The organism is Rhodococcus sp. DMU2021 (assembly GCF_019641445.1).
In the GTDB taxonomy this organism is placed as follows: domain Bacteria; phylum Actinomycetota; class Actinomycetes; order Mycobacteriales; family Mycobacteriaceae; genus Rhodococcus; species Rhodococcus pyridinivorans.
This window is the reverse complement of record NZ_JAIFKB010000006.1, coordinates 111,204-137,166: the sequence shown is the minus strand read 5'-3', so window position 1 is coordinate 137,166 and position 25,963 is coordinate 111,204. Positions and strand designations below refer to the sequence as shown.

Sequence of the window (25,963 nt, the reverse complement as noted above, 5' to 3'; positions counted from 1 at the left end):
CGGCGAGTCGGGTCGCTCGCTCGCGCAGTTCCTGTGGGTATTTGTAGTTCGCCATGGTGAGTCTGGGGTGATCCTTCCGGGATATCTGGCTCACCCTCAATGAAACCAGGGACGATTCAGCACCCAGTCGACCCCGGTGTCGGCGAGCTGCGCCAACAGGTCCAGATAGAGGGGAACGAGCTCGTCGACGCGGCCGAGCAGCGGTCCTTGCCCGTCGACGGGCTTCGACAGCAGCAGGAAGGTCAGTGGACCCAGGACGACGGGGCGAGCGGGCACACTGAGCTCGCGTGCCTGTGCGATCTCACCCAGAATCTTTGTGGCATCGAGTTCGAAGACGGTGTCGGGTCCGATCTCGGGGACGAGGTAGTGGTAGTTGGTGTCGAACCACTTGGTCATCTCGAGTGGGGCGATATCGTCGGTGCCGCGTGCTGCGGCGAAATAGCGGTCGAGGTCGTCGGCGATATCTGCGGCCCGGGCAGGCAACGCCCCGAGCATGACTGCTGTGTCGAGGACGTGGTCGTAGAACGAGAACGTTCCGACCGGGATCGAGTCCAGCCCGGCTGTGTGTTGACGTGACCACGTGTCGGCGCGCAGTTGTGCGGCAACCGATTCCAGGCCACTGCGGTCGAGGCGCCCGGCCCAGTAGGCTTCGGTGGCCTTCTTCAGTTCGCGGTTCGGTCCGATGCGTGCGGAGCCGAGCACGGTGGCGGTGAATGAGGATGCTGTCGGAGCAGACATCAGGTTTTCTCCGGTGTTCGTCGCTGGGTGGTCTACCGCCCGATGAACGCGCATCCCGATACGAGCCCCGTGTTCTCGACCTGTGGTCGAGGTGTTGCCGATCGGCGCGCGCCCATTCCACGAGGCGGCATACCGTCGGGCACGGCGTGCCCGACACGATCGGCAGGTCTTCGGACTCGCAGGCACCCATTCCCGATTCCGTCGGGATGGACCTAGTGGCCGTCGCTTCCCGGACCTGGTGGTCCAGTGCTTGGTGACGGCGGTCGTTCCTGCATACCGCTGCGGGACAGTCCCGGATTCCCACCGGGTTCCCTCTCACACCCGATACCTGTCGGCATCGGGTGCTTCGGCGCGCACATGAGGTCTTCGGGGCTCCTCACGACGACATGCGGCGAACCGATCGCAGCGCCGACTATACAAGGATCACCTCCTTCCTCGGCGTCCGTGGGCTGGACGACGCTCTACCAGGTCCGGAATGCGTTCCTCTGTATACGAACTCGGGAGTGTGAGGATTGCCCGGTCGGCTCGGATCCGGTGGCAGGATCCGAGCCGCCGGGCCGGAGACAGCGAGACTCAGCCGGTCGCGGAGGTCCCCTCGGGGGAGTGCTCGGGCGAACGCCGGCGCCGCAGCAGACCGACCGCGACGTCGACGAGCAGGAATGCGAGCAGGCTCAGTCCCAGCAGCGGAGCGAACCACCCGACGGTCACCGCAGCAGCGACCACCGCGACGACGGTGACCGGGTGCAGGCGTCGCCACGTCCCACGCAGCGGTGGGCGCGCCACCCGGCGCGATCCGCGGGTGGGGCGACGCTGCCACCACAGCTGGTAGCCGCGCACGATGACCGTGCCCAACGCGACCGCGAGAGCGAGCAATACCAGCTGGTTGAGCAGCCCGAACAAGATGCCCATGTGCAGGGCGATGCCCCAGGTGGTGAGCTGGGCGGCCAGCGGCCAGTCCGCGAACGTGTTGGTGGCGGTCACCGCCCCGGTGGCCGGGTCGATCGCGACCGCGTCGGTGACGAACTGCCAGGGCTGGCGGGTTTCGGTGACGGTGACGGCAGTGTGGCCGTCGGCCGGGATGCTCATCTCGACGTGTTCGGTCACTCGATGCTCGGCAGCGGCGGCAAGGACGCGGTCCAGAGCGCCGATGTTGCGATCGAGTGCGCCCGTATCGGCAACAGCGGCAGTATGGCCGTCGTGGCCGTCGTGTCCACCGGCTGCAGGCGCGGTGTCCGAGACGCCGAGGGTGGTATCGAGCGTCGGGGTGGTCCAGCTCAACGCGGTACGCAACTCGCCCACATTCGCCCCGGCATATGTGGACCAGGTCAACCCGGTGGCCGACAGGAAGATCGAGCCGACCGCGATCCACAGGCCGGTGGTGCCGTGCCAGCCGAGGGTGCGGTTGCGGCCCCGCGCGCCGCGGTCGAAGGTCAGCAGTCGCGCCGACTGCCGGGTGCGGGTGCGCTGGGTGCGGTAGCGCTGCACCCACAGGTACACCCCGCCCAGAGCGATGACCCACAACCAGGAGGCGGCCAGTTCGCTGTAGATCCGGCCGGGCTCACCCAGATGCAGGTGCCGGTGCAGCTGGGAAATCCAGGTGCGTACCGGCAGCGCGCTGCTACTGCCGTAGACCACCGACTGACCGGTCGACGAGGCGGTCGCGGGATCGATGAACACGGCAGTGCGCTCGGATTCACCGAGGGACGGATCGGTGAACAGCACCCGGGTGGTCTCACCGACCTCGGATGCGGGGCGTACCGCTGAGACGGTCAGGTCCGGGCGTAGCTGCTGGGCGGCGCGGACCTGCTCGGCGACCGGCAGTGCCGGACCGGTGGAATCGACGTGCAGCAGGTCGCGGTAGAGCACCTGTTCGAGGGTCGGGGCGATCGCGTAGAGGCCCCCGCTGATCGTCGCGATCAGCAGGAACGGGGCCACCAGGATCCCGGCGTAGAAGTGCAGCCGCATGATCAGCGGCCGCATGCTGCGCGGCGGTGAAGAATCCTGCGCCGCAGCCCGGGCGGGCTCGGCGGCGGAATTGTCCGCGGCGATGGTGCCGCGGTCGAGTTCGGGAACGGACATGAGTGTGTCTCGATTCGGCTGTCGTGAGGTGCTCACCGTGTGCGCGTTTTTCGGCGGTGTCCGTGCAGGAGCACGGGCACCGCTGGAGATGCGGTCGGTGAGGCGACCGTCAGGAAAGGCGGGCATCGAGGGGACTTGGCAGATCGAATCCGGTCGATGCCGCTGAGGGCACGCACGCCATACACTCGGCATCCCAGCACGGGGCGAAGGCAGGACGGCGGAAGAAGAATGTCGGACACCCGTCGGCGATCGCGTGCTCTCCCGCGCCGGGGACGGCGCAGCAGGCGGATCGGGTAGGGAGGCCGACTACGCCGCGGTCGGCGGTCCGCGGGTACCGGCGGCGGCGCCGGCCAGCAACCACAACGACAGCGTCGCCCGATAGAGCGGGGTCGCCGACCAGACCACGGTCTGCGCAGGCGGGACAGAAACGAGCACCAGCATCACGCGGGTGAACGCCCCCAACACGTGCAGGCACGCACCTTCGACGGCGCGCACCGCAGCGGCGGAGACCGCAACAGCGGCAAGGTGGGCGGCGATCATCGCGGGCGACAGTTCCAGCCCGTGCGCGTGGTCGTCGACCACCGAGAGGGTGGTGTGCCCGACCACCTGTCCGGCAGTCAGTGCCGCGAGGAGAAACACCCAGTTCCGATCGCGCACGGTGACGGCGGCGACCGCGGCACCGACGCCGGCGCACGCCGCCAGCAGCAACACCACCGCCGACTGGCTCGGCGGCATCCCGCCACCGGCCACACCATGGGCGGCGATACTCACCGCCCCCGACACCGACCCCACGGCAGCACCGCGCACCTGCGCAAGCACCGGCATCCGTGAGTCCACGCCGCGAGGATAGCGTTGATTCCCCTCGGGTCTCTTCTCCGGTGCCGGGACAGGGCCGGGCGATGACGTCGGTCTCCCGCACAGCGGTGGTACCGGCGTCGAACAGGACACAACCGCTACGCCGTTCGAGTGGCGTTGCGCCACCACCGACCTGCACCGCCCCCGGCTCCTACTTCGGCCGAGCCGGGAATTCGGGCATGGTCGGCTCCTGCTAGCCTCAGTTCGTCCATCACGATGGGATCCGAGGAAGCCGGTGTGAATCCGGCGCGGTACCGCCACTGTGAGCGGCGCTTCGACAAGCGTCTGCGAGCCAGATACTCACCCCATTCGTACCTTTCAGCATCGGGGCGGCCTACCCCGAGAAAGGCTGCGCGAAGCCGTGCACCCATCTCTCTCCCATTCTGTCTCCGCTGTACCTCTTCGGCGTCCGGATCCTGTCGAAGGGCGCGCCATCGCGATCGCCCACGCACCGGGAATCAGTGATCAGGTCGCTGCGACCCGCACCTTCCATGCCTTGATCCGGCCCGAGTGCCGATTCCCCCAGCGCATCGAAAGGACGGCCGTCGCATGACTCCGCTGAACCGTCGGACGCTGAGCGTCGCCGCCGCATGTCTGACGCTGATCAGCGCGAGCGCATGTGGCGCAGACGAGGAGAACGCCGCGTCGGCCGACTCCATGACCGTCGAGAACTGCGGGATCGACGTCACCGTGGAAGCGCCACCGGAACGCGTGTATGCCGCCTACCAGCCGGCCATCGAGATTGCGCATGCGCTGGGCATCAGCGACCGCCTGATCGAGACCGCCTTCCTCGATGCTCAGGTGTTGCCCGAGTACGCAGATGCCCAGGAGCAGGTGCCGTACGTCGAGAAGCTCCCCAGTCGTGAGGCGCTTCTGGCCACCGGGCCCGACTTCATCCTGTCGGGGTACAACAACGTGTTCACCGAGGACGGCGCCGGCGACGAGAGCTTCGGCACGCGGGCGAGTCTGACCCGGCTCGGCATACAGAGCTGGATCCTCAGCCCGCTGTGCCCCAGCGCGGACGGACTGTCGGACGAGGCGATCGACCCCGCCACCGTGAGCGTCGAGACGATCTATGACGACCTGCGCGACCTCGGGGCCCTGTTCGACGTCGAGGAGCGCGCCGAGGAGGTCATTGCCGATCAACAGCAGCGCATCGCGGCGGTCGACCAGGTGCTGGCCGGGGCGGACCGCCCGAGCGTCGCGATCGTCCTACTCGATGAGGGCGGTGGCATCCGCGTCGCCGGTGGCATCGACTTCGGTACCCGGATCATCGCGCAGGCCGGGGGCGTGAACGCCTTCGCCGACCTCGTCGAGCGACGCCACGTCGCGATCGACCTCGAAGAGCTGATCCGTCGCGACCCCGATGTCATCTTGACCAGCACCTGCTGCGACGCCTCCTATACCCGCCAGGACGGCGCCGAGGAGGCGCAGACGATCGTGCAGAACCCGGCGCTCGCGGGCCTGTCGGCGGTGCAGAACGGTGCCGTGCATCCCTTCCTGTTCGCTGACCGCGCCGCCGGAGTCCGCATCGCCCATGCAATCGAGCTGCTGGCTTCGCTGCTGCACCCCGACCTGGCCATCCAGGACGAGACCGGACAAGACGGGGGCGAGTGAGGTAGGCGGTGACGACGGCGGCAACGACCCCGGAGCGGTCTGCGGACGGTCCGGCCTCGGCTGCCGGCGCGCCTGTCGTGCGTTCCGGCCTGCTGAGCGGCAACCGTACTCGCCTACTCGGGCTCGCGGTGGCCACGGCTGTTCTGGTGGCCGTGACCCTCGGCTCGGTCCTGCTCGGCACCCTGCCGGTCGGCCTCTCCGACGTGGTCGGGGCCGTTACAGGTTCGGCGGACAGTGACGTCGAGCGCGTGGTGCGATATATCCGCATCCCGCGGACCGTGACCGGATTGCTGGCCGGGATGGCGCTCGGCCTCGCCGGCGTGGTGATGCAAGGTCTGACCCGCAACCCCTTGGCGGGACCCGGACTGTTGGGCATCAACGCCGGCGCGGCGCTGGCGGTGGTTTCGGCGATGGTCGGTCTCGGCATCACGAGCGCTGCCGGTTACGTGTGGTTCGCCTTCGCAGGAGCTGCGGTGGCCGCCGTCTTCGTCTACATGCTCGGCTCGCTCGGTCCGGGTGGTGCCACGCCGGTGAAGCTCGCTCTGGCCGGGTCGGCGTTGACCGCGCTCCTGGGCGCGGTCACCACGATGATCACCCTCCAGGACGCCTCCACGATGGAGGACTTCCGCTATTGGGTCGTGGGATCGTTGACCCGTTCGGACAGTGACGCTTTGGCCGCGGTAGCGCCGTTCATCGCCGTCGGTGTCGTCCTGGCTGTTGGCCTGACCCGCGCGTCGAATGCTCTGGCTCTGGGTGAGGATCTCGCCCGCAGCCTCGGTGCCCGTGTGTGGGTCGACCGCATCGCGGGGGCTCTCGCTGTGGTTCTGCTTGCGGGTGGCGTTACCGCTATCGCAGGTCCGGTCGGGTTCATCGGGCTCGTGGTACCCCACATCGCACGGATGATCACGGGCTCGGACTACCGCTGGGTGCTCGCCTGGACCATCGTGCTCGCGCCCATGCTGCTGCTGATCGCCGACATCGTCGGACGACTCCTGGTCCAACCCGAACAGCTGCAGGTCGGGATCATCACCGGCCTGGTCGGCGCCCCGTTCTTCCTCTACCTGGTCCGCAACCGCAAGGTGGTCGGCACATGAGTTCGCCGGTGCGCCGCGGTCCAACCCGCGACACGCTCCTGGTGGCCCCGCGAGGTACCCCGGTCTCCTTTCGGATCAGCCGCTCCTCGGTGCTGCTCACCGTCCTCGCCGGCGTGGCCGCCGTTGCGGTCGCCACGGCTTCCTTGGTCCTCGGGGTGTACCCGATCTCGGTTTCCGACGCCGTCACCATCGTGGGAGGCGGAGGCACCCTCATCGAGCGCGAGGTCGTGCTGGGCGACCGCCTGCCCCGGGCACTGACCGGGCTCGGTGTCGGCGCGGCTTTTGCGCTCTCGGGGGCCATATTGCAGCGCATCGCCGCCAATCCGCTCGTCAGCCCCGACATCATCGGCATCAATTCCGGGGCGGCGATGGGCGCATTGACCGTGCTGCTTGTCGTGGGGGGCAGCGGTCTGCAGCTCGTGTTCGGTGCGCTGGCCGGCGCGGTCCTCGCTGCGCTGATGATCGTGCTCATCGCTTACCGGCGCGGTCTGCACGGCTTCCGGCTGGTGCTGGTCGGGATCGGTGTCGCGGCGATGCTTTCCTCCGCTATCTCCTATCTGCTCACCCGTTCCGACATCCACCGAGCCATGAGTGCCGCTGCCTGGCTGACCGGCAGCCTGGCCAATCGGAGCGGGCTGCACGTGACCATCATTGTCATCGCGCTGGCGGCGACGGTCCCGGTCCTGATCGTGGAGTCGCGGCACCTGCGGCTGCTCGAGCTCGGCGACGATCTCACCCGCACCCTGACCGGAGCCGGTCAAGGCCGCAAGGTGTTGTTGCTGCTGATTGCAGTGGTCCTCGCCGCGATGGCGACCGCAGCTGCCGGACCCATCGGTTTCGTCGCGCTGGTGGCGCCGCAGATCACTCGCCGCATCCTCGCCGAGCGGCAGATCGGCCTTGCGCCCTCTGCCGCCGTCGGCGCCCTTCTGGTGGTCGGCGCCGATCTGGCGGGCCGTTCGATTTTCGCGCCGTCGGAGATGCCCGTCGGAGTCCTCACGGCGATCCTCGGAGCGCCGGTCCTGCTCTATCTCCTCGCCCGCGCCCACCGCATCGGAGCCGCCGGATGACACCACAGCCAGCACACGCGATCCGGTCGGTCTCGTTGACGACCGAGCAGCTCAGCCTGGGCTACGGATCCTCGCTGATCGTCGACCAGGTGAGCACGAGCCTGCCTGCCGGCCGTATCACGGCGATCGTCGGACCCAACGGGTGCGGCAAGTCGACGCTGTTGCGGGGCCTGGCCCGCCTGTTGTCGCCGCAGCACGGCCGAGTCCTTCTGGACGGTACCGAGCTCACCGAGATGCCGGCGCGCACACTGGCCCGCGCCCTCGGTCTGCTGCCGCAGCAGCCCCTTGCCCCGGACGGCATCACCGTCGCCGATCTCGTCGGCCGGGGCCGGCATCCCCATCAACGGTGGTTCCGACAGTGGAGTGCCGAAGACGAGCGGGCGGTGGCTGCCGCACTGGCGGCGACCGGCGTCGACCAGCTGGCCGAGAGCCCGATCGAAGAACTGTCCGGTGGCCAACGCCAACGCGTGTGGATCGCGCTGGCGTTGGCCCAGGATCCCGACATCATGCTGCTCGACGAGCCCACGACCTTCCTCGACCTGGCCCATCAGATCGAGGTGCTCGATCTGCTCGCTTCCCTCAACCACCGGCTCGGACGCACCATCGTGCTGGTGTTGCACGATCTCAACATGGCCAGTCGCTATGCCCATCACCTTGTGGCGATGCGAGCGGGGACGCTGGTGACCGCCGGACCGCCCAGCGAAGTCATCACTTCCGAGATGGTGCGCGACGTCTTCGGTGTGGAGGCCACTGTGATCACCGATCCCGTCGCAGGCACACCGCTGGTCCTGCCCCACCGGTCGGTCGACATCGAGGCCGCCCGGTGACCGGGCGCGTTCTGCCTTCGCGGACGGACCGCTCCGCGCCGGACCTCGGTCGGCGCCCGGCTTCACACTCATGTGTGCCGGAAGCCCCTACCTGTGCGATCGCGTGGATCGGGTTCCAGCCCCAGAAATTCCGCGGATGCGGTCCCACGCCTCGAGGTGCTCCCAGACCGGTTCCTCCGTCAGTCGCTGGGTGTTGGTGAGAAACGGGGTGGGCAGCATGATCGTGAGCATCTGCTCGTCCCGGCCGTTGAACATGCGCAGACCTTAGGAGGTGACGGTGTCGTCCCTGCCGATCCTGCGGTACAACTCGGCGCGACTGCAGCGGCGGATCCGGCCGAGTTCCGGCCCACTCGCGGTGTGTTCGCCGATGCAGAGATGGAAGTGCCACCGACCGAAGTCGACGGTGACGTACCCGTCGTACATCCCGATCTTCTTCGGTGCGTTCGGGGCCGCGACCTCCAGTGCCGAGCCTTCGATGAGCAGACCGAACCACATGTCGTTCCAATAGTTCTCGGGAACGAACACGACTGTCACGGCATCTCCTTCGAGCGGTCGTCCGGCGGGGTGGGGAAGACGCAGTCGCCGCAGACCCCGCCGGTGGGTGTGCGGTAGTAAAGACAGCAACTACGGCGACGGCCGGTCGCCGGGTCCACAGTGTCCGCCAGACGCGGATCGGACAGAAGGTCATCGACGAGAGGCTGTGCATCGGAACCGATCACCCGACCGGCACCGATCAGAGCGGATGCCGCGTTGCCCCACAACAGGCCGGCCGCGACCACGTCGCGCCACGCATGGACGAGAGGTTCGATCTGCCGGTCGAGGACTTCCGTCACGATGTCGTCGCCGAATCCGGGTTCGGTGATGTGCAGGTGCAGTCCGGCGTCGTTCCGCCACAGGAGTTGCTCGGGATCGAGCCGGATGCATCGTCCGGAGTCGACGACGGAACCGATCGCCACCGACCACACGCGTGCGACGTATCCGAAGAAGAGGGTCGATGCCGCCACGCGCGGTTCGTCGGTGTCCATCCGCGCGGCAGTATCGGCCACCAGAGCGTCGCGGGTCGCGGGGTCGGCCAGATCTGCGGTGGGACGCCATCTGTCGTCGGCAGGTCCGGTACTCACGCGGAAGTACGGGCTCCATACGGCGATTCGCTCGAGAACCCCGATCGCATCAGACACGGCTGTCCTCCGCTTCCAGGTCGAACACCATCCTACGAGGATCGAACCGCATGCGTCCGCGATCGAACGCCTCTCCGATACGGCCGGATTCGGTGAGAGCAGCGGGAGTGTCGCATGTCAGTGTGCGATCTGCTTCGAGCAGCCACATCCGGTCGGACACCCGTAGTGCGAGTTCGAGTTCGTGGGTGGACATGACGACCGCCAGATTCTGCTCGCGCGCCAGGCGTCCGAGCACGTCGACGAGTTCACCCCGTCGAGCAACGTTCACCTTCGAAGCGATCTCCGTGACCGTCCTGCCACGGAAGGCACGACGACGGGCGTGGCCGATGGTCAGATCGCGTAGTTCCACGCCGGTGGAGGTCACAGTGCCGCTCCCAGTGTTCCACGCCGTGAACGAATCAGGACGGCGATGACCACGGGCGCCTCCACGATGGCCGTGACGGCGTTGAGGGGGAACACGGTGGCCCCGAGCGCCGCGGCGATCACCACACCGGCGCGGCCGAGTCCGGCCAGCCCCGCGGTGAACCCGCCGACGCCGCCACCCACGAGCCAGGTCGGGGCGTCGGCCGCCTGCGCGACCACGGCTTCGAAATCGGCGTCGACTATCTCGGACTTGTCGGGAAAGTAGTCGACCGAGGCATCGAAGTCGGTGATGCACTCGTCCGAGGCGTCGTTCTCGGTGTCGGAACCCGCCGTCGAACATCCGGCGAGCAGAAGGCTCGCGGAGGTCAACGCGACAAGGAGCTTCGGGAAGGCTGCGCGTACACGCACGGCGATTACACCCTCTCTCGGGGAAGTCCGCCCCGGGCAAGGAGGTACGGCGACGTGAGTATCTGGCTCCCGGAGATCGCTCTACCGGTCACAGTGGCGGGACCGCGCCGGAATCACACCGACTTCCTCGTGCGTCGTCGCAATGACGGTGCCGAAATTAGCACACGGAACGAAAAGTCTTCACGGGCCGGTCGTCCGCACCTTCGTCCACCGCTGCGTGTCGGGGTCGAAGGAGACGAGTCCCGTCCGCTCGAACTCGTCGAGCCACCCCCGCATCGGCCACCACCCCCAACGCCGGTGGAACAGCGCGGCATTGGTGAGGATGTCGTCGAGATGCTCGACCGGCGGGCTCGACACCGGGTGGTACTGGTGGAAGGCATGGGCGCCGCCGACCCAGGCCATCGGGACTCCGGCACGGGCGGCCTTCTGTCCGAAATCGGTGTCCTCGCCGCCGTATCCGCTGTATGCGGTGCAGAACCCGCCGATGCGGTCCCACACGAGCGACCGGGACGCGAACGACAGCGACCAGAACAATTCGTGTCTATCGTCCAGCACGATCTCACCCGAGGAGGGGAACGGACGGGCCGGATGCGGATCGATCGCGTCGCCCAGCCGGTCGAGGTCGTAGCCGTCGGCGCCCGGTTCGGACAGATAGGTGACCGGACCGTTGAGCAGCGCAGCCGGGTGCCGGCCGGCCGCCTCGGCGTACCGTTCGATCAGGTCGGGAGCCGGAATGCAGTCGACGTCGAGGAAGACGAACAGATCCGACGACGCCGTCCGCGCGCCCAGATTCCGTGCCTCTCCGACCGGCAGTTTCGCGGAGTCGACGTCCATCTCCACCACTCGCGCCGACGAGCCGGCCGTGGCGACGACCTCCGTGACCTCCGGGTCACCCATCGCGACAACGATGTGCTCGTCGGGTGTCCGGGTGCTGCGTGCGAGGCCGTCGAGTTGGCGTCGCAGATGCGTGCTGCGACCTGCGGCGACCGTGACGACCGAGACGGTCACGATCGCTCCGCTAGGTCGTCCAGGATCGCCGCCGCGCGCGCCGCGGCACCGTCGACCTGCCAGCGTTTCCATTCGACGGGGTCGAGGCCGCGTGCTCGCTCGATCAGTTCGGGCCAGCGGTCCGGGTCGGGCCACCCGTCGAGACCCACCGCCAGTCCGGACTTCTCCAAAGCCGTTGCGGTGGAACGCTGTTCGTCGAACGGACGGGGTTCGGCGATCACGACCGCAGGTCGCGCGGCGGCCGCGATGTCGGCGACGGTGTTCTGGCCCGCATGCCCGATCACGACGTCGGCGCCGGTGAGGACGGGCCACGGATCGTCGACCCACGGGCCGCCCGCGACACCGAGACCCTCCCACACGTACTGGGGGTAGCGTGACGAGAACCGGTGCAGATCGTCGACGGTGATCGACGATCCGCCGCTGCCGCTCATGACGAGGACCCTCGGCTTCTCACCGGCTGTGCGGGTGGGAGACGGGCGTCCGTCGAAACGGCTGATCCCGCCGACGTACGAGGTGGCGTACGAGCGCAGCCAGTGCGGATCGTAGACGTCCTGCGACCACGGTGCGATGAGATGGTCGGCGACGCGGTAGGCCAGCGTGTGGGCGGTATCGGTGCGCTCGCCCGGCATCGCGAGCACCACGACGGGGATCCCGTACAAGCGGGCGAGGAGCGTCACCTCCACCGACACATCCACTACCAGCAGGCTCGGGCGGGTCGCGGCGATCCACGACCCCAGCGCGTGCATGCGTTCGCGGAGACCGTCGTCGTGGGTGGGAACCCAGTGGAGGACGTCGTGGGCCGTCGTGTCCTGCGCGGTGTCGACGGCGAGGTCGTCGCGGGGGAGCAGCACGACGTCGTCGAAGACGTCGGCGGCAGTGCCGAGCGGCGCCGACGACAATGCCGTCACCGGCGTCCGCAGATCCGCGCAGATGCTGCTCGCGCGGGTGCGGTGTCCGTGCCCGTGGTGATGGATGTAGTAGCCGATCATGCCGCTCCCGCGAGTTCCCGATACAGCGAGACGTAGGCATCGACCATCGTGCGTTCCGAACAACGCTCCTCCGCGCGGGCTCGGGCGGAGGCACGGGACAGACCGACAGCGCGGGGTACCGCCTCGGCCAGGCCGTTGATGTCGTCCGGCGCGACCAGGCATCCGCTGCTCTCGTCGACGACCTCCGGGATGCCGCCGCGCGCGAAGGCCACCACGGGTGTCCCGCATGCCAGGGACTCGGCGACGACGAGCCCGTACGGTTCGTCCCATTGCGGGGTGATGAGTGCTGCTGCCGAACGTCCCACCGCGGCAGCGAGATCCGGCTGGGAAAGATGACCGAGATAGATCACGTCGGGACCGAGGAACGGTTCGACGTGTTCCGCGAAGTACCCCCGGTTGCTGATCGGGCCCGCGATCCGCAGCCGGTAACCGACCCGGCGCGCGGCCTCGATCGCGAGATGCGCGCCCTTCTCCGGCACGAGGCGGCCGAACCAGATCAGATCCTCACCTCCCGAACCGACCGGCCACGCTCCGAGATCGACACCGTTGGGCACGACCGCCACCGGACCGGGCGTGACGTGTTCCCAGGCCGTCGCGGTGTGCCGGCTGACCGCGACGAACGTGCCCGGGCACCCACCCGGAGTCGCCATCGCCGACTCGAGCCACGGCGTCGGCGGCGTGTGCAGCGTGCAGAGCAGCGGGGTGTGCAACATGCGGGCCATCGCTATCGGCAGGTAGTGCAGGCTGTGGTTGTGCACGACGTCGAAGGCATCGGCGGACGGTCCGGCGAGATCGAGCATCAGCGACAGGTAGGCGTGGTGGTCGCCGAGGAAGCCGTTCGCCGGGGGCATCGACACGTCGCTGCGTGCGAGTTCGCTGACCTCGAAGGACGGCACCTCGAGGAACGAGGCCGGAAGTTCCGGATCGGATCCCGGTGCGGCGAAGAGCGTCACCTCGTGGCCGTCCTTGCCGAGCGCGTGGGCGAGATGCCACACGTGCGCTTCGAGTCCGCCGGCGAAGGGCTGGCGGATCGGATATCTGTTCGACGCGACGAGTGCGATGCGCAACGGCGTCATGATCTGCTCCGGCTGCTCATCGCGCGCAGGTAGATATCGCGATGGGCGCGGGCCAGCGCGCGACGTTCGTCCATACGTTGCGACCAGTCGGCTCGCGGAAGATCCCTGCTCTCGTACAGTTCTCGCACGCAACGAGCGAGCGAGTCGGCTTCGAAGGTGTCCTCGTCGTAGGTGTACACCCCGCACCGACGCTGCTCGCCGTAGAAGCCGCAACTCGGCGCGATCACAGCGGTGCCGAGGTCGAAACACGCCTCGAGCCAACCCGAATGGGTTCCGAAACGGTAGGGCAGCACCGACACCGACAGATCCGAGAGGTACTGCCACAGTTCGTCGTCGGAGAAGTACGGATGCACCCGCACGTCCACCTGGGGTTGCTCGCCGTACTGCAGGATGCGGGAACCGGCTTCCGGGTTGTACCAGTACGCATTGTCGGGATCGAAGATCTCGTCGTGCACGTTGATCTGCAACACCGCATCGGGTAGCGAGCGCACGGTCTCGGCCAGCGTGTCGAGCACCGGGAACAGATCCATGTTCGCGCGCAGGCTCTTCGCGTGGACTCCCACGACGAACGGACTTTCGTCGCGACGCGGTCGCTCGAGCCAGTGCTGTTCGACGACGTGCGGATGCGGCAGGACCGTCGCCTCCCGGCCCCAGCGCAGACGGATCCGCTCGGCGGCGCCCGGCGTGAGGGTGATCAGTTCGTCCGCGGCCGGAATCAGCACGTCGAGTTGCTTGTGGTGCTCACCGGGGGTGGGATGGTGCGGGTTCCGCAGGTCGTGCACCGTGTACACGAGAGGCTTGTCGTGCTCGGCGAGTTCGGCGACGACGTCCTGCAGCTGCTCCGCGCCGATCGCGTCGAATCCGAAATGGATGTGGAAGACGTCGAATTCCTCGTGGTGGTCGCTCACCCAGCCCGGTTCGAGCATCAACGGCGGCCACCAGCCCCCGGGAACCTTGCGGCCGTCGGCGGGAACCGGATCCGTCAACCGGATCACGTCGTCGCCCTCCGGGCAGGCGAGGTGCCGGACGTAGACGTGCGACGCAGGCACCGACGCGACTCGAATCACCACAACCGACCCTCTTCTCCCTCGCGCGACATTCGCCGTACACACCGAAAGGCCGGGAACGCCGTCCCCGGCCATCGTCCGGTGCCCTGCGGCTACCCCCGCGGGACGGCCTTCACACGTCCTGCCCGACTCGTCCGGTCTTCACTAGGGTGGCGGTAGGCAACGATCATCGAGCGAGAGGATTCGGTATGGGTGTGAGCTTGGCCAAGGGCGGCAACGTTTCGCTGTCGAAGGAGGCTCCGAACCTGACGGCGGTGACGGTGGGTCTCGGCTGGGACGTGCGCGCGACGACCGGCGCGGACTTCGATCTCGACGCCAGTGCACTGCTGACGAGCGAGAACGGCAAGGTCCTGTCCGACCAGCATTTCGTCTTCTACAACAACCTGCGTTCGCCGGACGGCTCCGTCGAGCACACCGGCGACAACCTCACCGGTGAGGGCGAGGGCGACGACGAGAGCGTGAACGTCGACCTCGTCGCCGTTCCCGCGGAGGTCAAGTCGATCGTCTTTCCGGTGTCGATCCACGACGCCGACGCGCGGGGCCAGTCGTTCGGTCAGGTGCGCAACGCGTTCATCCGCGTCGTCGACCGCGCCGACGGCCGGGAACTCGCCCGCTACGACCTCACCGAGGATGCGTCCACCGAGACTGCGATGGTCTTCGGTGAGCTGTACCGCCACGGTGGCGAGTGGAAGTTCCGCGCCATCGGCCAGGGCTACGCCTCCGGTCTGGCGGGCATCGCACGGGACTACGGCGTCAACGTCGGCTGAGCCGACAGGGGTCAACGTCGGCTGAGCCGACAGGGGTCAACGTCGGCTGAGCCGAGAGGGGTCAACGTCGGCTGAAGATGGGTTTCAGCGGACGAGCTTCCACTTCTTGTCGTGCCGGTAGAAGGTCGACCGCTTGAGAGCCCGGGGGTTCGCGACCCCGTCGCGGGTGACGACTGCGGCGGGGGAACCCAACTGCATGGCCCGGCCCGTCAGCCACTTGTAGCCGCCGAACCAGCGCGGCCGGTCGATCGCGGCCCGCAGACCGGGCATCGCGGGTGTGGGTTCGACGCGGATGCCGGGCACCGTGCCGGAGAACAGGCGGGTGTCATCGACGTAGGCCTCCCCGACGAGCGCATCGCCGTTCTCACCGCACAGCAGCGCACGGCCGACGAGGGCGATACCGGCGTCGTCGCGGATGAGCGGCAACGGCTTCGCGACCCCCTGCAGGGCGACGGTGGCGGCCTTCGACCCCGTCCGCAACCCGTACGCCTCCGTGGCCGGGGTTCGTGTCTCCGGGACGTACGCGACCTCCAGGTCGAGGCGTTCGGTGCGCATCAGCCGGGTGACGGTCGCGGCGAACGCCGCGTCGTTGCCTACGAGGATCAGACGAGGGTCCTCTACCGACTCGAGATGCGCGAAGACGTCCTCGAAGTCGTCCTTCTCGGGGAGGGCAGGCGCAGACAGTGCGGTCACGGGGGTCAGCGCCAACGGCAATGGCACGTCACCGCATCTGAGCACTACCGGGGTCAACGGGTCTCCTCGAGGGGTCGGGTTCGTCGGGCTCTCGGCTGCGTCCACTGTAATGGGAAGGCGGTGGGGGAGGGCGGCGGCGACCCGCCACCGCGCGCCGCAGCTCCGGCGCTTCTGCAGTCCCGTCATTCGCGCTCGTCGGAGGGTGGACTACACTGTGGTCCCGGCTGCTGCCCGGTTGGGCAGGACCCTGCAGGCGAGACCGCCCGCACGTAGACACCTGCCTGAGGAGAGCGCGACATGCCGGCAATCGTCCTGATCGGAGCCCAGTGGGGCGACGAGGGCAAGGGCAAAGCTACCGATCTACTCGGCGGACGTCTGCAGTGGGTCGTGCGCTACCAGGGCGGCAACAACGCCGGTCACACGGTCGTGCTGCCCAACGGCGACAAGTTCGCCCTGCACCTGATCCCGTCGGGCATCCTGACGCCCGGCGTCAACAACGTCATCGGCAACGGTGTCGTGGTGGATCCGGGTGTGCTGCTCACCGAGCTCGAAGGCCTCGAGAAGCGCGACGTCGACACGTCCCGTCTGCTGCTCTCGGCCGATGCGCACCTGATCATGCCGTACCACGTGGCCATCGACAAGGTCACCGAACGCTTCCTCGGCAAGAAGAAGATCGGCACCACCGGACGCGGTATCGGCCCCTGCTACCAGGACAAGATCGCCCGCGTGGGCGTGCGGGTCGCCGACGTGCTCGACGAGAAGATCCTCACCCAGAAGGTCGAGGCCGCACTGGAATTCAAGAACCAGGTGCTCGTCAAGATATACAACCGCAAGGCGCTCGACCCGCAGCAGGTGGTCGACGAGGTCCTCACCCAGGCCGAGGGTTTCAAGCACCGCATCACCGATACGCGCCTCGAACTGAACAAGGCGCTCGAGCGCGGCGACACGATCCTCCTCGAGGGTTCGCAGGGCACGCTGCTCGATGTCGACCACGGCACCTATCCGTACGTGACGTCGTCCAACCCCACTGCCGGCGGCGCCGCTGTCGGTTCGGGTATCGGCCCGGCGAAGATCTCGACGGTGCTGGGCATCCTCAAGGCCTACACCACCCGCGTCGGCTCGGGTCCGTTCCCGACCGAGCTGTTCGACGACCACGGCGCCTACCTCGCCAAGCAGGGTGGAGAGGTCGGTGTCACCACCGGTCGCGCCCGCCGCACGGGATGGTTCGACGCCGTCATCGCCCGCTACGCGACCCGCGTCAACGGCATCACCGACTACTTCCTCACCAAGCTCGACGTGCTGTCGGGTCTCGACACCGTGCCGATCTGCGTCGGCTACGAGGTCGACGGTGTGCGTATCGACGAGATGCCGATGACGCAGACCGACGTGCACCACGCCAAGCCGATCTACGAGGAGATGCCGGGCTGGTGGGAGGACATCACCCACGCCCGCACCTTCGAGGAGCTGCCGAAGAACGCGCAGAACTACGTGCTGCGTCTCGAGGAGCTCTCCGGCGCCTACATCTCCTGCATCGGTGTGGGGCCGGGCCGCGACGAGACGATCGTCCGGCGCGACGTCATCCGCTGACGGGGTAGCTCCCGGCCCGCGCCGATTCGTCGTCGGACGGGCGCCGATCCCTCACTGCATGTTCACCGACGGTTCGCACGGACTGTGCACGCTCGTCCCGCACAGTCCGTCGGACCCCGGGGAGAACCATGTACGTGTCCCGTCGAACCCTGCTGCGCACCGTCGCGCTCGGAGCCCTCGCGGCTCCGGCGGTGGCGTGCTCGTCGGGAAGTTCCGTTGCAACGCCGAGCCTCGTCCGTGAGCGGCCGATCCTCACCCACGGTGTGGCCACCGGCGACGTGCGGGCCGACGGGGCGCTCGTGTGGGCGCGCTCGGATCGACCGGCGCGGCTCGTCGTGGAGACGGCGGCCACCGAATCCTTCACCGATCCCGTCCGGCACGTGGGTGGTCTGCTGACGCCCGAGACGGACGGAACCGGCCGACTGCGGCTGACGGGACTGCCGGCCGGCGAGCAGGTGCACTATCGTGTCGTCCTCGAAGGCGAGGACGGCGCCACGTCCGAGCCGGTGACGGGTCTGTTCCGCACCGCCCCGACCACACCCGGCGACATCAGGCTGCAGTGGTCCGGCGACACCGCCGGTCAGGGCTTCGGTATCAACCCCGACATCGGTGGGATGACGATCTTCGACACGATGGCCCGTCGCGACCCGCACCTGTTCGTGCATTCCGGCGACGTCGTGTACGCCGACAATCCGCTGAAGGAGACCGTCGAGCTGCCGGACGGCCGGATCTGGCGCAACATCGTCACCGAGGCCAAGAGTGCTGTGGCGCAGACCCTCGACGAGTACCGCGGCCAGTACGCCTACAACCTCATGGATGAGAACTATCGGCGGTTCAACTCCTCCGTCGCGCAGATCGTGCAGTGGGACGACCACGAGACCGTCAACAACTGGTACGCGGGTGAGATCCTGGATCTCGAGCAGTACACCGAGAAGAACGTGGACGTCCTGGCGGAACGGGCTTTCCGTGCCTTCCACGAGTGGCTCCCGCTCGATCCGGCGGAGGCCGTCGACGGACGCATCCACCGGGTCGTGCGGTACGGACCGCTGCTCGACGTCTTCGTACTCGACATGCGGACCTACAAGGACGCCAACGGCACCAACGTCGGCGCGGCGGGGCAGGTGCTCGGCAGCGCGCAGACGCAGTGGCTCATCGACGAACTCACCCGTTCGACCGCCACCTGGAAGATCATCGCCGCCGACCTGCCGATCGGCCTGGTCGTACCCGACGGCGATACGGCCTTCGAAGGAATCGCGAACGGGGACAACGGCGCTCCCTCGGGCCGGGAATCGGAGATCGCGCGGGTCCTGTCGGCGGTCGAAGCGCGCAGGATCACCGGCACCGTGTGGTTGACCGCCGACGTGCACTACACGGCCGCGCATCACTATTCGCCGGACCGCGCCTCGTTCACCGACTTCGACGAGTTCTGGGAGTTCGTCTCGGGACCGCTCAACGCCGGTGCTTTCGGACCCAACGAGCTGGACGGAACGTTCGGTCCCGAGGCCGTCTTCGTGCACGCGCCCCCGGCGGCGAACACCTCGCCGATGGACGGATATCAGCACTTCGGGGAGGTGTTCATCGACGGCGCGACGAAGCAGATGCGGGTGGAGTTGCTCGACTCGCGAGGGACGGTCCTGTTCCGTCAGGTGCTCGATCCACCGGCCTGATCCCGCCCGCGCGATGCGGGGCATACTGGATCGGTGATCACTCGAGCGATCGGAGCCGTGTCGCTCGTCCGCGACCTCGGGAACTGGCAGGATTCGGGGCAGTCGCATTCCCGTCGCTCCGCTCGCCCCGATCCCAGACCCGCCTACCGGGCGCTCGCGGACAGCATCCGCCTGCTCGTGCACGACGGCCGCGTCCCGCTCGGGGTCGCCCTGCCCAGCGAGCGGGAACTCGCCGCGGCGCTGTCGGTGAGCCGCACCACCGTCGCGTCCGCCTATGCGGCGCTGCGGGAAGAAGGCTATCTGCGCAGTCGGCAGGGTGCCCGCAGCACGGTCGCCGTGCCCGCTCGCCGGGGCGCGGAGAACACCGGGTCCCGGATGCCGATCGGCCCGGCGATCGATCTGAGCAACGCCTCGCTGCCCGCGCCGGCAGCGGAGATCGAAGCGGCGTATGCCGCGGCGCTGCGGTCGATGTCGACCTATCTGGACTCGCACGGCATGGAACCGATAGGGGTGTCGGTGCTGCGCGAGGTCATCGCCCGCCGCTACCGCGAGCGTGGACTGCCCACCTCGCCCGACCAGATCATGGTCACCTCCGGGGCGCAGCACGCGATGCGCCTGCTGCTCGGTGTGCTCGACGACCCCGGCGACCGGGTGGTCGTCGACCACCCCACCTATCCCAATGCGCTCGAAGCGATCCGCCGCTACGGCGCGCGCCCGGTGCCGGTTCCGGTGCGCCCGGAGAACGGCCCGCACGGCGGCTGGGATCTCGACGGTGTCGCCAGTGCCGTCCGGCAGACCGCGGCGCGCACCGCCTTCCTCGTCCCCGACTTCCACAACCCCACTGGCCTGTGCCTCGACGAGGACGGCCGCGCCGAACTGGCCCGCATCATGCGCGACACGCGAACCACGCTCGTCGTCGACGAGTCGATGGTCGATCTCTGGCTCGACGCCCCGCCGCCGCCTCCCGTCGCAGCCATGCCTGCCGGCGCGTCGGTGGTGACGGTGGGTTCGACGGCGAAGTCGCTGTGGGGTGGCCTGCGGGTGGGATGGATCCGCGCCGACCGCGACACGATCGTCCGGCTGGCCGGGGCACGGACCGCGGTCGACCTGGGCACGCCTGTCATGGAACAGCTCGCGGCCGCGCATCTGCTCTCCGAAGTCGACGAAGTGCTCGAACGTCGCCGCGCCGCGTTGAGGGAACGACGCCGTGCGCTGCGCGCAGCTTTGGACCGGCGGTTGCCCGACTGGGAGTACACGCCGGGCCAGGGCGGGATGTCGTTGTGGGCGCGGATGCCCGAGCCGGTGTCGACCTCGCTGGCTGCCGCCGCGCCGTCCCACGGTGTGCTGCTCTCCGCCGGTCCGCGCTTCGGTGTGCAGGGTGCGTTCGAACATTTCGTGCGTCTGCCGTACACGCAGGATGTCGAGGTCCTCGACGACGCCGTCGAGGCGATGGCCGCCGCCTACGAGCAGGTCGCCTCCGGGCGCACACCCGACGAGGCGCGGCTCGTCGTCTGATCCTGTGCGCCAGGACGATCGTCGGAGCGTCGGCGGGCTCGGGCTGCCGGATCAGACCCAGAGGGTGTCGATGTCGGTGGCCTCGGCCGCCGGACCGACGGGCTCGCCGGCGGGGGTGCGGGAGAAGCGCGGCGCCGGTGCGTGCTGCACGACGCCGTCGATCTCGATCAGCGACCCGCGTGCGACGAGATGCTCGTTCTTCTCCGCCTCGGCCCAGGTGAGGACCGGGGAGACGCAGGCATCGGTACCGAGGAATATCTCGGTCCACTCGTCGCGGGTCTTCGACAGGAATTTGTCGGTGAAGATCTTCTTCATCTCCGCCCAGCGGGAAGTGTCGAGCTGGTGCGGCAGGTCGGCCGGATCGAGCTCGAGGCCCTGCAGCAGCAGCGCGTAGAACTGCGGCTCGATGGAACCGACGGCCATGTACTTGCCGTCCTTGGTCTCGTAGACCTCGTAGAACGGGGCGCCGGTATCGAGCATGTTGACGCCGCGCTCGTCCGACCACGCGCCGCGACCGCGGAACGCCCACATCATGTGCGAGAGAGCGAGGGCGCCGTCGACCATCGCCGCGTCCACGACCTGGCCCTTGCCGGAGGTCTGACGCTCGACGAGGGCCGACAGGATGCCGAAGACGAGGAACATCGAACCGCCACCGAAGTCGCCGACCATGTTCAGCGGCGGCACCGGACGCTCGCCCTGGCGGCCGATGGCGTGCAGGACGCCGGTGAGGGAGATGTAGTTGATGTCGTGGCCGGCGGCGTTGGCGAGCGGGCCCTCCTGGCCCCAGCCGGTCATGCGGCCGTAGACGATGCGCGGGTTGCGCTCGAGGACTACGTCCGGTCCGAGGCCGAGTCGTTCGGTGACGCCGGGACGGAAGCCCTCGATGAGGACGTCGGCGCGCTCGAGCAGGGTCAGGACCTTCTCGATGTCGGCGGGATCCTTGAGGTTGGCCTCGACGATGCGACGGTTGCGCTGAATCGGATCGCGCTGTCCCTCCGGCGGGATCTCGCCGGGGCGCTGCACGATGACGACATCGGCGCCGAGATCGGCGAGCAGGGTCGCGGCGTGTGGGCCGGGACCGAGACCCTTGAACTCGACGACGCGGACACCCGCGAGCGGACCCTTCTTCTCAACAGCTTCAGCGGACACTCGACGAACCTCGCTCCGATGTGTAGGGACTGTCGCAACGGAGAGTACCTTAGCGAGCGTTCAGAATATGGCTCCGGTCGCTGGGGTTCCGGTCGTCGGGAGTGGATCACTCCTCGTAGAGGTCGGCCTCGCTCAGTCCGGTCGCCTCGAAGGCCTCGCCGAGATCGGCGTGGCGGACGACGGTGACCACCTGGTCGTCGACCACCCGGAAGGCGATCGCCTCGTCGCGAGGACCCGGATCGGACGCCCAGGTCACCGTCTCCTCGACCACCACGATTCCGTGGTGGACGAACAGGCGGCCCGGTTGCAGCGTGACCCCTGCCGTCGTCGCCCACTCGCGCAGTTCGTCGAGTCCTTGGTCGGGATCGTCGTCGGGGGTGGGGAGCACGATGTCGTCGCTCGACAACTGCACGAGCGTGTCGATGTCGTTGCTGTTCACAGCGTCGTGCCAGGCCAGGACCGTAGCGATCTCCGAAGTACTCATGATCGAGAGCCTAGTCGCCGGATCGCCGAGGTGGGGGCGTGAATCCGCCGAATCCGCTGTCGCACTCGGGCGCTCCGGAGCACAGTGGACGTATGACGATCACCGGCCAACTCGTGAGCTTCGTCCCGAGCACCGACCTCGACGTCTCGGAGATGTTCTACGTCGACACCCTGCGCTTCCGGAAGCTCTCCCGCGACCCCTTCGCGCTCGTCCTCGACGGAGGCGGCGGCGCACCGGTCCGGGTGACCCTCGTGCAGTCGCGCGAGGAGACCGGCTACACCGTGCTGGGCTGGCGGGTATCCGATCTGGACGGCACCGTCGAACAACTGCGCGAGCACGGCGTGGAGTTCATCCGGTACAACGGCATGGATCAGGACGACCACGACGCGTGGACCGCACCCGACGGTATGCGGGTCGCATGGTTCCGCGACCCGCACGGCAACGTCCTGTCGTTGCTCGAACACCGCACCTGACGCGGCCTCAGCTTGCGAAGGCACCCCACAGGAAGCCGGCGAACAGCACCGCGAAGCCACCCATCTCACCGACGATCAGCGCGGCCATCGCCAGACCCGTCCCGCGCACCGGATGCGCGAACTGATTCGTGGTGTCGCGCAGCGCACCGTGCACGACATAGCTCGCGATCGCGCCGACGAAGAACACCACGATCACCGCGGCCGCGGCGAGGTTCACTGCGGTGGGCCACGCGCTGAGCTCGACGAACACCGCGACCAGCAGCGTCGCGAAGGAATACATCAGGGCCGATCGGTGGGCGATGTCGACGTACGGGTGCGCGAGGTGGTCGTCGGACGTCGCCATCTGCCGGTACTTCCACACGCCGAGAGCGAGCGCAAGAAGGAAGACCGCACCCGCGGCCGTCAGTGTCAGTTCGGTGTCGACTCCCAGGACCATCCCGCCAGTATGGACGCATCACCTCAACTGCAGCCGCTGGTGTTCCCACAGGACGGGCAGGCGTGGCACGACCCGGCCCGTTGCATCTTCACTCCGCACTGCATGCAGTACGGCGCGTCCGGATTCGACGGTGACGGAGCAGCGAGACCACCCGGGGAGGACGTGCTCGCGCTGCTCGTGCTGTGCGTGCCCCGCGGCGCGGTCGCCGGCGGATCGGGCTCACGCACCGGCGGCGTGCTCGTGTACGGCGTGAGCGTAGGGGTGTCGGGCACCGAACGCTCGGCGCCGGTGAGGATGCCCAGTTCGGCGCGCTCGTCGGGTTCGAGATAGTCGATCGCCAGTCGCCGGAAGATGTAGTCGAGGATCGACGTGGCGATCCGCAGATCCGGATCGTCGGTGATCCCGGCCGGCTCGAAACGCGTACTCGTGAAGGCCCGGACGAAGGTGCGCAACGGGACCCCGTACTGCAGACCGTAACTGACCGACATCGAGAAGGCGTCCATGATGCCGGCGAGCGTCGAGCCCTGTTTGGACACGCGCAGGAACATCTCGCCGGGACGCCCGTCGTCGTACTCACCGATCGTGACGAAGCCCTTGCAGTCCGCCACCCGGAACTCGAACGTCCGAGAAGTGCGGGTGCGCGGGAGCCGCTCGCGGCGAGGCGCCGTGGACGGAGCCGCTTCTGCGACAGCAGGGCGCGACGCCGTCGACAACGGTTGTCCCAGTTTGCAGTTGTCACGGTAGATCGCAAGGGCCTTCACGCCCAGGCGCCACGCGTCGACATACATGTCGGCGATGTCGTCGACGGTCGCGGACTCGGGCAGGTTCACCGTCTTGGAGATCGCACCCGACAGGAAGGGCTGCACCGCGGCCATCATCGCGACGTGGCCGCGCGGCGAGATGACGTTGTCGCCCATGGACGTCGCGAACACCGGTGCGTGCTCGTCGCGCACGTGCGGCGCACCGGCGAGATCGTGATGCAGATCGAGGTGCGCCACGATATCGGCGACCTCCGACGGGCTGTAACCCAGACGCGACAGTGCGCGCGGCACAATGCGATTGACGATCGTGAGGCTGCCGCCGCCGACGAGCTTCTTGGTCTTCACCAACGCCAGATCCGGTTCGATCCCGGTGGTGTCGCAATCCATCGCGAGCCCGATCGTGCCGGTCGGTGCGAGCACGCTGACCTGGCTGTTGCGCACACCGTGGGCAGAGCCGTCGGCCACGGCGCGGTCCCACGCCTGTCGTGCCGCATCGAGCACGTCGGCCGGTGCGAGATCGGCGTCGATGTCATCGAGTGCGCCACGATGCTTGCCCAGCACGTCGAGCATCGGCGCGCGGTTCTCGTCGAAACCGTCGAACGGTCCGAGGCGCCTCGCCATGTCCGCCGACACGGCGTAGGCGTGACCGGTCATCAGGGCGGTGATCGCCGCAGCCGTCGCGCGTCCGGCCTCGCTGTCGTAGGGCAGGCCCGAAGCCATGAGCAGCGCACCGAGGTTGGCGTAACCGAGCCCGAGCTGCCGGAACCGCCGCGACGTCTCACCGATCCGCTCGGTGGGGTAGTCGGCGCGGCCGACGAGGATTTCCTGCGCGGTGAGCATCACCGCCACGGAGTGACGGAAACCGTCGACATCGAAGGTGCCGTCCTCGCGCAAGAAGGTCAGCAGATTCAGGCTCGCGAGGTTGCAGGCCGAATCGTCGAGATGCATGTACTCCGAGCAGGGATTCGACGCGTTGATCCGGCCGGTCGCGGAGGCGGTGTGCCAGGCATTGATCGTCGTGTCGTACTGGATGCCCGGGTCGGCGCACTCCCAGGTGGCGGCGGCGGTGCGCTGCAACAACTCTCGCGCGCGGACAGTCCGGACCGTCTCGCCAGTCGTCACGGTACGCAGCGGCCACTCGGCGTCGGCCACCACCGCGTGCATGAACTCGTCGGTCACGCGCACCGAGTTGTTCGCGTTCTGGTACTGCACCGAATGGATGTCGGTGCCGTCGAGACCCATGTCGAAACCGGCCTCGGCGAGCACCCGCGCCTTGCGTTCCTCGATCGCCTTGCAGTCGACGAACTCCTCGATGTCGGGATGGTCGACGTCGAGGATCACCATCTTCGCGGCCCGCCGGGTCTTGCCGCCGGACTTGATGGTGCCGGCGGAGGCGTCGGCGCCGCGCATGAAGCTGACCGGCCCCGATGCGCTTCCGCCACCGGTCAGCGGTTCGGCCGACGAGCGGATCCGGGAGAGGTTCACCCCGGCGCCCGACCCGCCCTTGAAGATCACCGCTTCCTGCCGGTACCACTCGAGGATCGAGTCGATGCTGTCGTCGACCGACAGAATGAAACACGCGCTGGCCTGCTGCGGAGTGTTCGGCACCCCGATGTTGAACCAGACGGGACTGTTGAACGAGGCCCGCTGGTGGATCAGCAGATAGGTCAGCTCGGCGGCGAACGCCTCCGGATCGTCGAGATGACCGTCGGTGTGCCCCCACGCCGTGATCGTGTCGACGATGCGCGCGATCACGTCGCGCAACGAGTGCTCACGATCCGGGTGTCCGAGCTGCCCGCGGAAGTACTTCTGCGTGACGATGTCGGTGGCGTTCTGCGACCAGAAGGCAGGAAACTCCACATCGGTTTGCTCGAAGACGACACGACCGGTGCCGTGGTGGACGATCCGCGCGTCGCGGCGCTGCCACTCCACCGCCTCGGCGGGATCGACACCGGGCGTCGTGAAGTACCGGACGTCGCCGCGCACCGCGGCGGCTGCGGCGTCCGATGCACTCTTCGGGCTGCTGTGAGGCCTGGTACTGCTCATCGCGTCCTCCCGGGGGCGT

25 protein-coding genes, 1 pseudogene and 3 riboswitches are annotated in these 25,963 nt (G+C 68.2%); of the genes and pseudogenes, 9 read left to right on the top strand and 17 right to left on the bottom strand.

Annotated elements, in window-relative coordinates:
* Positions 1 to 120 precede the first annotated feature (120 nt).
* From K3M35_RS12090 to K3M35_RS12080, 3 genes and pseudogenes are all read right to left on the bottom strand, one after another.
* Positions 121 to 738: pseudogene (locus K3M35_RS12090) on the bottom strand (5-methyltetrahydropteroyltriglutamate--homocysteine S-methyltransferase); the annotation flags it as partial.
* A gap of 143 nt (positions 739 to 881) precedes the next feature.
* Positions 882 to 1,085, bottom strand: a riboswitch (cobalamin riboswitch).
* A gap of 226 nt (positions 1,086 to 1,311) precedes the next feature.
* Positions 1,312 to 2,817 carry a PepSY domain-containing protein gene (locus K3M35_RS12085; protein ID WP_220666459.1) on the bottom strand — a complete coding sequence of 502 codons (1,506 nt, stop codon included), beginning with the start codon at positions 2,815 to 2,817 and terminating at the stop codon, positions 1,312 to 1,314.
* Between the two features lie 306 nt (positions 2,818 to 3,123).
* A complete protein-coding gene (locus K3M35_RS12080; RefSeq protein ID WP_006552955.1) occupies positions 3,124 to 3,642 on the bottom strand; it encodes a hypothetical protein in 519 nt (172 codons plus the stop codon).
* Between the two features lie 255 nt (positions 3,643 to 3,897).
* Positions 3,898 to 3,974, top strand: a riboswitch (cobalamin riboswitch).
* Positions 3,975 to 4,221: 247 nt separating this feature from the next.
* On the opposite strand from K3M35_RS12080, the gene K3M35_RS12075 reads away from it, so the two are divergent.
* Genes K3M35_RS12075 through K3M35_RS12060 form a run of 4 tightly spaced genes read left to right on the top strand, consistent with a single transcriptional unit; the run spans position 4,222 to position 8,277 of the window.
* Positions 4,222 to 5,289, top strand: coding sequence for an ABC transporter substrate-binding protein (locus tag K3M35_RS12075; protein WP_006552954.1), 1,068 nt, complete (start codon positions 4,222 to 4,224; stop codon positions 5,287 to 5,289).
* A gap of 8 nt (positions 5,290 to 5,297) precedes the next feature.
* Complete coding sequence (locus K3M35_RS12070; RefSeq protein WP_220666458.1) at positions 5,298 to 6,383, top strand: iron ABC transporter permease; 1,086 nt, start codon at positions 5,298 to 5,300, stop codon at positions 6,381 to 6,383.
* Positions 6,380 to 7,450: an iron chelate uptake ABC transporter family permease subunit gene (locus K3M35_RS12065; protein WP_006552952.1), complete on the top strand. Its 1,071-nt coding sequence runs from the start codon at positions 6,380 to 6,382 to the stop codon at positions 7,448 to 7,450. The genes K3M35_RS12070 and K3M35_RS12065 overlap by 4 nt, the downstream gene beginning before the upstream one ends.
* Positions 7,447 to 8,277, top strand: a complete 831-nt coding sequence (locus tag K3M35_RS12060) for an ABC transporter ATP-binding protein (protein ID WP_019291075.1) — start codon at positions 7,447 to 7,449, stop codon at positions 8,275 to 8,277. Before K3M35_RS12065 ends, K3M35_RS12060 begins: the two co-directional genes overlap by 4 nt.
* 87 nt (positions 8,278 to 8,364) lie before the next feature.
* Here the strand turns inward: K3M35_RS12060 and K3M35_RS12055 are convergent, their stop codons facing one another.
* The 9 genes from K3M35_RS12055 to K3M35_RS12015 form a co-directional block, all read right to left on the bottom strand.
* Entirely contained in the window at positions 8,365 to 8,532 is a 168-nt protein-coding gene (locus tag K3M35_RS12055) for a hypothetical protein (RefSeq protein WP_220666457.1), read from the bottom strand.
* Positions 8,533 to 8,541: 9 nt separating this feature from the next.
* Complete coding sequence (locus tag K3M35_RS12050) at positions 8,542 to 8,811, bottom strand: hypothetical protein (RefSeq protein ID WP_220666456.1); 270 nt, start codon at positions 8,809 to 8,811, stop codon at positions 8,542 to 8,544.
* Complete coding sequence (locus K3M35_RS12045) at positions 8,808 to 9,455, bottom strand: (2Fe-2S)-binding protein (protein ID WP_033096198.1); 648 nt, start codon at positions 9,453 to 9,455, stop codon at positions 8,808 to 8,810. The genes K3M35_RS12050 and K3M35_RS12045 overlap by 4 nt, the downstream gene beginning before the upstream one ends.
* On the bottom strand, positions 9,448 to 9,819 hold the full coding sequence (locus K3M35_RS12040) for a hypothetical protein (RefSeq protein ID WP_019291077.1): 372 nt from the start codon (positions 9,817 to 9,819) through the stop codon (positions 9,448 to 9,450). Before K3M35_RS12040 ends, K3M35_RS12045 begins: the two co-directional genes overlap by 8 nt.
* Positions 9,816 to 10,226, bottom strand: a complete 411-nt coding sequence (locus K3M35_RS12035; protein ID WP_019291078.1) for a hypothetical protein — start codon at positions 10,224 to 10,226, stop codon at positions 9,816 to 9,818. The genes K3M35_RS12040 and K3M35_RS12035 overlap by 4 nt, the downstream gene beginning before the upstream one ends.
* A gap of 35 nt (positions 10,227 to 10,261) precedes the next feature.
* Positions 10,262 to 10,389, bottom strand: a riboswitch (cobalamin riboswitch).
* A 17-nt stretch (positions 10,390 to 10,406) separates the two neighbouring features.
* On the bottom strand, positions 10,407 to 11,234 hold the full coding sequence (locus K3M35_RS12030; RefSeq protein ID WP_220666455.1) for a glycosyltransferase family 2 protein: 828 nt from the start codon (positions 11,232 to 11,234) through the stop codon (positions 10,407 to 10,409).
* Complete coding sequence (locus K3M35_RS12025) at positions 11,231 to 12,223, bottom strand: glycosyltransferase (RefSeq protein WP_006552945.1); 993 nt, start codon at positions 12,221 to 12,223, stop codon at positions 11,231 to 11,233. The genes K3M35_RS12030 and K3M35_RS12025 overlap by 4 nt, the downstream gene beginning before the upstream one ends.
* On the bottom strand, positions 12,220 to 13,299 hold the full coding sequence (locus K3M35_RS12020) for a glycosyltransferase (protein WP_006552944.1): 1,080 nt from the start codon (positions 13,297 to 13,299) through the stop codon (positions 12,220 to 12,222). The genes K3M35_RS12025 and K3M35_RS12020 overlap by 4 nt, the downstream gene beginning before the upstream one ends.
* Positions 13,296 to 14,366, bottom strand: a complete 1,071-nt coding sequence (locus tag K3M35_RS12015) for a glycosyltransferase family 1 protein (RefSeq protein ID WP_220666464.1) — start codon at positions 14,364 to 14,366, stop codon at positions 13,296 to 13,298. Before K3M35_RS12015 ends, K3M35_RS12020 begins: the two co-directional genes overlap by 4 nt.
* A 188-nt stretch (positions 14,367 to 14,554) precedes the next feature.
* On the opposite strand from K3M35_RS12015, the gene K3M35_RS12010 reads away from it, so the two are divergent.
* Entirely contained in the window at positions 14,555 to 15,133 is a 579-nt protein-coding gene (locus K3M35_RS12010; RefSeq protein ID WP_006552942.1) for a TerD family protein, read from the top strand.
* Between the two features lie 84 nt (positions 15,134 to 15,217).
* On the opposite strand, the gene K3M35_RS12005 is transcribed toward K3M35_RS12010, so the two are convergent.
* Complete coding sequence (locus K3M35_RS12005) at positions 15,218 to 15,871, bottom strand: hypothetical protein (protein ID WP_024101848.1); 654 nt, start codon at positions 15,869 to 15,871, stop codon at positions 15,218 to 15,220.
* Between the two features lie 252 nt (positions 15,872 to 16,123).
* Here K3M35_RS12005 and K3M35_RS12000 point away from each other — a divergent pair, with 252 nt between their 5' ends.
* From K3M35_RS12000 to K3M35_RS11990, 3 genes are all read left to right on the top strand, one after another.
* Positions 16,124 to 17,413, top strand: coding sequence for an adenylosuccinate synthase (locus K3M35_RS12000; RefSeq protein ID WP_006552940.1), 1,290 nt, complete (start codon positions 16,124 to 16,126; stop codon positions 17,411 to 17,413).
* Between the two features lie 128 nt (positions 17,414 to 17,541).
* Positions 17,542 to 19,080 (top strand): alkaline phosphatase, encoded by a 1,539-nt coding sequence (locus K3M35_RS11995; RefSeq protein WP_121208835.1) that lies wholly within the window; start codon positions 17,542 to 17,544, stop codon positions 19,078 to 19,080.
* 33 nt (positions 19,081 to 19,113) lie between these two features.
* Positions 19,114 to 20,595, top strand: a complete 1,482-nt coding sequence (locus K3M35_RS11990; RefSeq protein WP_220666454.1) for a PLP-dependent aminotransferase family protein — start codon at positions 19,114 to 19,116, stop codon at positions 20,593 to 20,595.
* 51 nt (positions 20,596 to 20,646) lie between these two features.
* On the opposite strand, the gene K3M35_RS11985 is transcribed toward K3M35_RS11990, so the two are convergent.
* Together K3M35_RS11985 and K3M35_RS11980 are read right to left on the bottom strand one after the other, a co-directional pair.
* The gene (locus tag K3M35_RS11985; protein ID WP_019291085.1) at positions 20,647 to 21,744 is read right to left on the bottom strand and encodes a CaiB/BaiF CoA-transferase family protein; all 1,098 of its coding nucleotides are present in this window, start codon (positions 21,742 to 21,744) and stop codon (positions 20,647 to 20,649) included.
* Between the two features lie 106 nt (positions 21,745 to 21,850).
* Entirely contained in the window at positions 21,851 to 22,228 is a 378-nt protein-coding gene (locus tag K3M35_RS11980) for a nuclear transport factor 2 family protein (RefSeq protein WP_037217988.1), read from the bottom strand.
* 92 nt (positions 22,229 to 22,320) lie between these two features.
* Here K3M35_RS11980 and K3M35_RS11975 point away from each other — a divergent pair, with 92 nt between their 5' ends.
* Complete coding sequence (locus tag K3M35_RS11975; RefSeq protein ID WP_033096371.1) at positions 22,321 to 22,701, top strand: VOC family protein; 381 nt, start codon at positions 22,321 to 22,323, stop codon at positions 22,699 to 22,701.
* Between the two features lie 7 nt (positions 22,702 to 22,708).
* On the opposite strand, the gene K3M35_RS11970 is transcribed toward K3M35_RS11975, so the two are convergent.
* Entirely contained in the window at positions 22,709 to 23,137 is a 429-nt protein-coding gene (locus K3M35_RS11970) for a hypothetical protein (protein WP_200358561.1), read from the bottom strand.
* A gap of 23 nt (positions 23,138 to 23,160) precedes the next feature.
* Positions 23,161 to 25,944 carry a vitamin B12-dependent ribonucleotide reductase gene (locus tag K3M35_RS11965; RefSeq protein ID WP_259443933.1) on the bottom strand — a complete coding sequence of 928 codons (2,784 nt, stop codon included), beginning with the start codon at positions 25,942 to 25,944 and terminating at the stop codon, positions 23,161 to 23,163.
* Between the last annotated feature and the right edge of the window lie 19 nt (positions 25,945 to 25,963).